The sequence below is a fragment of the Bacillus sp. HY001 genome (genome assembly GCF_007558965.1).
GTDB classification, from domain to species: domain Bacteria; phylum Bacillota; class Bacilli; order Bacillales; family Bacillaceae_G; genus Bacillus_A; species Bacillus_A mobilis.
Genome location: NZ_VLTE01000355.1, coordinates 1 through 544, shown reverse-complemented (window position 1 = coordinate 544; position 544 = coordinate 1). Strand labels below are relative to the sequence as shown.

Genomic DNA, 544 nt, shown 5'->3' with positions numbered 1-544 from the left:
TTTTGAAATTCCCTGCTTATGTATCTTCAACATCATAACCGAATTACATAAATTTAAACGTTATAAAAACTGTAGAAAAAAAGAAAAGAACGCCTTTTTTACTGAAGCGTTCTTTCGATATCTATTCTTTTAAAAGATAGGTCACTTTATTTAAAATCTTTTCGATTTGTTTCGCGTTTTTACTATACATTTCGCTTGCTGATTTCGACTTTGTTTCTAAAGAAAATAGTTCAAGATCAGCATGACATTTTTTTAAAGATGCCAATAATAAAGGTTTGTTTTGAGGAGAAGGCATTTGTAGTTTGTCATTATAAATGTCGATAGTAAGTTGTCCATATGAATCCACTTGACCGAGAAAGACGTTTTCAATGACAACACCGAGTTTTTCGAGCTCAGAATGTAACCAAGCTCGGTTATGTCCGCTTGCTGAAAGAGGTTCATCTAGTACATTGCCATCCATAATAACAGTTTGTGGTTCTTTTTCGTTTGCTACTTTTAAACCGATGTCTTTTGCTGTGAGTGGTTGGCGATCTTTCTTTAATAA

Annotated in this window: 1 protein-coding gene; it reads right to left on the bottom strand. The window is 33.1% G+C overall.

Annotation, left to right across the window (positions count from 1 at the left end; genetic code table 11):
- Nucleotides 1-121: 121 nt before the first annotated feature.
- Nucleotides 122-544: DUF1657 domain-containing protein (locus tag FOT98_RS31710; RefSeq protein WP_144291295.1), on the bottom strand; the 423-nt coding region annotated here is incomplete at its 5' end.